Here is a 5,336-nt window from a genome sequence, read left to right on the forward strand (position 1 = left end):
AGTTGCTTGCGGCATTTGACCTGCTCATGGCTGTCGACACCATGAACTTGAAAAACCTGCTTTGCCAAATCCACGCCTATGCGTTTAAGTTTCATGCGGGCTCCCCCTCCGGGATTGTTTGTTTCGTAACCTACAGTCTGGCGCAATGACGCCGTAGGAGGGAGGAGTCCATCTCATTGGGCTACGCCGCGACAACACCTCCAGTGCTCAACGTGCCCTTGATTCAGGTCAAGGCCACCCCCTACGCGCATCCCTAGACTGGCCGCACAGCCTGTCCAGGATTATTTCCCATGCAAGACGCCATCCAGTGGGATGCCGACCTGATCCGCCGCTACGATCTCGCCGGTCCGCGTTACACCTCCTACCCGACCGCCGTACAGTTTCACGACGACATCGGCCCGTTCGATCTGCTGCACGCGTTGCGCGACAGCCGCAAGGCCGGGCGTCCGCTGTCGCTGTACGTGCACGTACCGTTCTGCGCGCACATCTGCTACTACTGTGCCTGCAACAAGGTCATCACCAAGGATCGTGGCCGCGCCTTGCCTTATCTGGAAAAGCTCGAGCGGGAAATCGAGATCATCAGCCGCTACATCGATCGCAACCAGCCAATCGAGCAACTGCATTTCGGTGGCGGCACGCCAACCTTCCTCAACCATGACGAGCTGCGCCGCCTGATGCAGCACCTACGCCAGCACTTCAACCTGCTGGATGACGATTCCGGCGATTACAGCATCGAGATCGATCCGCGCGAGGCCGACTGGTCGACCATGGGCCTGCTGCGCGAACTGGGCTTCAACCGTGTCAGCCTGGGCGTGCAGGATCTCGATCCCGAGGTGCAACGCGCGGTCAACCGCCTGCAAACCCTGGAGGAAACCCGCGCCATCGTCGAGGCAGCGCGCACCCTGCAGTTTCGCTCGGTAAACATCGACCTGATCTACGGCTTGCCCAAGCAAACACCTGAGCGCTTCGCCCGCACCGTGGCCGAAATCATCGCCCTGCAGCCGGATCGTCTGTCGCTGTTCAACTACGCGCACCTGCCCGAGCGCTTCATGCCGCAACGGCGCATCAGCGCCGATGACCTGCCCAGCCCGGCGGACAAGCTGGCCATGCTGCAGGCCAGCATCGAGCAGCTGACCCGCGCCGGCTATCGTTACATCGGCATGGACCACTTCGCCCTGCCCGACGATGAACTGGCCATCGCTCAGGAAGAAGGCACGCTGCAACGCAACTTCCAGGGCTACACCACCCACGGCCATTGCGACCTGATCGGCCTGGGCGTATCCGCCATCAGCCAGATCGGCGACCTGTACAGCCAGAACGACAGCGGTATCACCAGTTACCAGCAGACCCTGGGCAATGGCCAGTTGGCGACGCGCCGCGGCCTGCATTGCAATGCCGACGACCGCCTGCGTCGCGCCGTGATTCAGCAACTGATCTGCCATTTCCAACTGCGTTTCGCCGACATCGAGCAAACGCATGGCGTGGTGTTCCGTGATTATTTCTGCGCCCTGTGGCCGGAGCTGGAGCAACTCGCGGCTGACGGCCTGATCAGCCTCGACGCTCAGGGTATTGAAGTGCGCCCGGCCGGGCGCCTACTGGTGCGTTCGCTGTGCATGCTGTTCGATCGTTATCTCAACGATCAGGTGCGCCAGCGCTTCTCGCGGGTGATCTGAGCCGGGCAAGCGCCCGTTCCGTTACGGGCGCTTCTCAACTCATCGCCAGCAGGCTCGCAGCCTGCATCTGCTCGCTGGAAAGGCCATTGTCACGCATCAACTTGATCAGCTGGGCGTTGGCCGAAGTCAGCGCACTGTTGAGCGAGGCCAGCTCGATCTGCAGCCCTTCCAACTGCTGACGCTTGCCCTCGGCGTCAAGCCTCTGATCGCTCATGATGGCCTCGATCTGCGCCTGTTTCTCGACGATCTGTGCACGCAGCTCGCGGATTATCTTGAGCAGATCCCTGATCGCCTGAGGCAGGTCGCTATCGTCGATATCTTGATGCTTCTCAGACCTGGTCGACATGCCCTTGCCCAGCTCGGACAGGCTCACGCGCAGTCCTTCGCGACGCTCCTGCGCAGTTCGTTCAGCCGTGCTGAACTGTCGTTGAACACCCTGAGCCAGATTCTTCAGTGAACCCAGCGAAGCGATGCGCATTACCCTGCTCCCTGCCTTGATCTATCATCTCAGGGTCACATCGGCAGGCCGGGATCAAACTTGAGCAAGCAGTCAGGCTTGCATGGCTGGTCGCAAACCCGCCCCTGCTGTACCCTAAGCGCCATTGCGTATCTATCAGGAAGCTGAACGATGTCCGAGAGCATCAAGCTGCGTACGCAGCACCAAGCCCATTGCAAGGATTGCAGCCTGGCCAGCTTGTGCCTGCCGCTCTCGCTGAACATGGAAGACATGGACGCCCTCGACGACATCGTCAAGCGTGGTCGACCGCTGAAAAAAGGCGAATTCCTGTTCCGTCAGGGTGATTCCTTCGGCTCCGTATTCGCCGTGCGTTCAGGCGCGCTGAAAACCTTCAGCCTGAGCGATGGCGGCGAAGAGCAGATAACCGGCTTCCACCTGCCCAGCGAGCTGGTCGGCCTGTCCGGGGTCGACGGCGAGCGCTACCCGGTTTCCGCGCAGGCACTGGAAACCACCTCGGTCTGTGAGATTCCCTTCGAGCGCCTTGACGACCTGGCCCTGCAACTGCCGCAGCTACGCCGCCAACTGATGCGCATCATGAGCCGTGAGATCCGCGACGATCAGCAGATGATGCTGTTGCTGTCGAAGAAGACCGCGGACGAACGCATCGCCACCTTCCTGGTCAATCTCTCCGCCCGCTTCCGCGCCCGCGGCTTCTCGGCCAACCAGTTCCGCCTGGCCATGTCGCGTAACGAAATTGGTAACTATTTGGGCCTTGCGGTGGAGACGGTGTCTCGCGTATTTACCCGCTTCCAACAGAACAAGCTGCTCGAAGCCGAAGGCAAGGAAGTCCACATCCTCGACCCGATCGAGTTGTGTGCATTGGCCGGTGGCAATCTCGACGTTTGAGTTCGCACGACTTTCGCGGGCTCAACGCCTTTAGGACCCCACGATGATCTTTGACGAATTCAGTATCAAGACCCTGATCCGCCCGGTAGCAGACTTCCCAAAACCGGGCGTGGTGTTTCGCGATATCAGCCCGCTGTTCCAGTCGCCGCGCGCCCTGCGCATGGTCGCCGACAGTTTCATCCAGCGCTATGTGGAGGCTGAATTCAGCCATATCGGCGCCATGGATGCGCGCGGCTTTCTCATCGGCTCGATCATCGCCTATGAACTGAACAAGCCGCTGGTGCTGTTTCGCAAACAGGGCAAACTGCCGGCGGACGTGCTCAGCGAGGGCTACCAGACCGAGTACGGCGAAGCCTTCCTCGAAGTGCACAGCGACAGCCTGTGCGAGGGCGACTCGGTGTTGATCTTCGATGATCTGATCGCTACCGGCGGCACCCTGATCGCCGCCGCCAACCTGGTGCGACGCATGCGCGCCAGTGTGTTCGAGGCCGCCGCAATCATCGACCTGCCGGAGCTGGGCGGCTCGCAGAAACTGCAGGACGCAGGCATTCCCACCTTCACCCTGACTGCCTTCGCCCTCGACGATCGCTAAGCCGTCACGCCCGCCGACCGGCCACTGCGACGCGGGCCCTGCCAGGCCTCACTACAGCCATAGCCAGACTCCCATGCACGAACTCCAATTGAATCCATCCAGTGACTGGCGTCAGCGCCTGGGCGCCCTAATGGACGGCAAGCCCGTCCAGCGCCTGATTACCCTGCTGATCATCATCAATGCGGTCATTCTCGGCCTGCAGACCTCGCCATCGATCATGGCTGACTGGGGCAAGCCGCTGCTGATCCTCGACAGTCTGATCCTCGCCTGCTTCGTCATCGAACTGGCCCTGCGCTTCACCGCGCGCGGCATCGGTCTGCTGCGCGATCCCTGGGCGGTGTTCGACTGCCTGGTGGTGGGCATCGCCCTGGTACCGGCCAGCGGCCCCTTCGCCGTACTGCGCGCTCTACGCGTACTGCGGGTACTGCGCCTGGTGTCGATCAACCCGAGCATGCGCAAGGTGGTGCAGGCACTGCTCGCCTCGCTGCCAGGCATGGGCAGCATCGTCATGCTGATGGGGCTGGTTTTTTACGTCGCTGCGGTAATGGCCACCCAACTGTTCGGTGAAAGTTTCCCGGAATGGTTCGGCAACATCGGCGCCAGCCTCTACACCCTGTTCCAGGTGATGACGCTGGAAAGCTGGTCGATGGGCATCGTGCGTCCGATCATGGAACAGCATCCGCTGGCCTGGCTGTTCTTCGTGCCCTACATCCTCGTCGCGACATTCATGATGCTCAACCTGTTCATCGCCGTTATCGTCAACGCGATGCAAAGCACCCACGAGCCAAATGCCGAGGAGCAAGCTGCAGCAGCTCGCGAACAGGCAATTCTCGACGAGCTGCGCGCACTGCGCAGCGAAGTGGCCGACCTGCGCCGTAACACGCCGTAAACCCCGCCACCAACGCAATCCGCCGTCTCTGGCACGGTGGATTGCGCGCCCTCTCCCCTACGCCTACCTATCAGACACGCCTTAAGTTGGCGGCGCTCAGCGCCCCCATGCCCGATAGTTACATCGCTCAATGACACGATCGCTCGTGTCGCCCGGAGCCGCCCAACCAATCGGGAGCACCCGCCCCCATCAGAGGACCCGAACGATGAGCGCCAGTGCCACCCTACCCCAGCCGAAATCCAGCTTTCCGGTGCGTCGCATGGACTTCAGTTTCAGCGAGACACCGAAATACTGGTTCTACGATGACCCGTTCATGAGCCATTTCATGAACAACCTGTCGTCGCTGTTCCCCTACGGTGAGAAGTTCTTCGTCGACAGCGTGCGCGCCGTACGCGACCAGGTCAGCGAGCCGCAGCTGAAAAAGGACATCAGCGCCTTCATCGGTCAGGAGGCCATGCACTCCAAGGAGCATGCGGCCTACAACGACTACGCCAATGAGCACGGTATCGACCTGGAGCTCCTCGAGCTGCGCATCAAGGTACCGCTCGAATGGGTCAGCCGTTTCAGCACCAAGAAGCAACGCCTGGCAGCCACCTGCGCCCTGAAACACTTCACCGCGACCATGGCCGAGTAGTTGCTCAAGCGTGAGGATCTCACCACACAGATGAACGTATGCGTTCCATAGACCCCATCTTCAACTGACCTCTCCGTATCCCGGATGCTGGGCTCCCTATTTTCCCGTGGAGTTCCGTCATGATGCGTCCCGACGCCAAAGTGCAGAAGGTCTATCTCTACCCAAAGCCCGTCGACTTCCGCAAA

At 60.9% G+C, this 5,336-nt stretch carries 7 protein-coding genes and 1 pseudogene (1 of these 8 running past the window's edge); 6 read left to right on the top strand and 2 right to left on the bottom strand.

Features of this window, described 5'->3' with window-relative positions; all coding sequences use genetic code 11:
• Positions 1 to 95 (bottom strand): hypothetical protein (locus DBO86_RS26935; RefSeq protein WP_244185501.1); only part of this gene is annotated, 95 nt, incomplete at its 3' end.
• A 195-nt stretch (positions 96 to 290) separates the two neighbouring features.
• Between DBO86_RS26935 and hemN the strand changes: the two genes are divergently transcribed.
• A complete protein-coding gene (gene hemN, locus DBO86_RS24375) occupies positions 291 to 1,673 on the top strand; it encodes an oxygen-independent coproporphyrinogen III oxidase (protein ID WP_108235112.1) in 1,383 nt (460 codons plus the stop codon).
• Between the two features lie 34 nt (positions 1,674 to 1,707).
• Here hemN and DBO86_RS24380 read toward each other — a convergent pair whose 3' ends face one another.
• Positions 1,708 to 2,151, bottom strand: a complete 444-nt coding sequence (locus DBO86_RS24380; RefSeq protein WP_108235113.1) for a hypothetical protein — start codon at positions 2,149 to 2,151, stop codon at positions 1,708 to 1,710.
• Between the two features lie 150 nt (positions 2,152 to 2,301).
• On the opposite strand from DBO86_RS24380, the gene fnr reads away from it, so the two are divergent.
• The 5 genes and pseudogenes from fnr to tnpB form a co-directional block, all read left to right on the top strand.
• The gene (gene fnr / locus DBO86_RS24385) at positions 2,302 to 3,036 is read left to right on the top strand and encodes a fumarate/nitrate reduction transcriptional regulator Fnr (protein ID WP_084341147.1); all 735 of its coding nucleotides are present in this window, start codon (positions 2,302 to 2,304) and stop codon (positions 3,034 to 3,036) included.
• Between the two features lie 43 nt (positions 3,037 to 3,079).
• Positions 3,080 to 3,628 (top strand): adenine phosphoribosyltransferase, encoded by a 549-nt coding sequence (locus tag DBO86_RS24390; RefSeq protein WP_108235114.1) that lies wholly within the window; start codon positions 3,080 to 3,082, stop codon positions 3,626 to 3,628.
• A 73-nt stretch (positions 3,629 to 3,701) separates the two neighbouring features.
• A complete protein-coding gene (locus DBO86_RS24395) occupies positions 3,702 to 4,517 on the top strand; it encodes an ion transporter (RefSeq protein ID WP_108235115.1) in 816 nt (271 codons plus the stop codon).
• A 205-nt stretch (positions 4,518 to 4,722) separates the two neighbouring features.
• A pseudogene (locus tag DBO86_RS24400) lies at positions 4,723 to 5,148 on the top strand (metal-dependent hydrolase); the annotation flags it as partial.
• Positions 5,149 to 5,273: 125 nt separating this feature from the next.
• On the top strand, positions 5,274 to 5,336 hold part of the coding region annotated (gene tnpB / locus DBO86_RS27120; protein ID WP_146173231.1) for an IS66 family insertion sequence element accessory protein TnpB (this coding region is incomplete at its 3' end). The annotated region continues 82 nt past the right edge of the window; 63 of 145 annotated nt are visible.

The organism is Ectopseudomonas oleovorans (assembly GCF_003052605.1).
Taxonomy (GTDB): domain Bacteria; phylum Pseudomonadota; class Gammaproteobacteria; order Pseudomonadales; family Pseudomonadaceae; genus Aquipseudomonas; species Aquipseudomonas oleovorans_A.